This is a genomic window from Candidatus Symbiothrix dinenymphae, from assembly GCF_001431085.1.
This window is the reverse complement of the sequence record NZ_BBRU01000506.1, coordinates 1-392: the sequence shown is the minus strand read 5'-3', so window position 1 is coordinate 392 and position 392 is coordinate 1. Positions and strand designations below refer to the sequence as shown.

1 pseudogene is annotated in these 392 nt (G+C 51.3%); it reads right to left on the bottom strand.

Annotated features, from left to right (window positions below):
• Positions 1-392, bottom strand: a pseudogene (locus ASC50_RS05355) (hypothetical protein); the annotation flags it as partial.

The following is a 392-nucleotide window of genomic DNA, read 5'->3' as shown; positions in this document are numbered from 1 at the left end:
TAAATTGGTTGTAGGACGCGCTCAACAGGCGCAGGGTGTCGATTTCGTAACTCAATTCGCCGTAGCCGTACATCATGTTGAACGTGTTTTTGCTCCAGCCGTCCTGTGTCAGCAACGTGGAACCTTTAATTTCACTTCGCTCACTGTGGGTGTCGTTGATTGGATTGCGGCGCTTGTTAGCGTTCAGATTGCCTGTAAGCCCTAATTTGCCCTGTTTGACGGAAAAATAGGTGCCTCCGCCGAAACTGCCCAGATTGTCCACAAAGGTGTTGAGCGACACCGTGTAGCCACCCATCGATGCGGGCATCAAATACATCCAACGCATCAACAAAAGCGAGAGCGAACACTCTTTGTGGACAAATGGGCAATGGCAACCGCTGGTGGCCGACAAC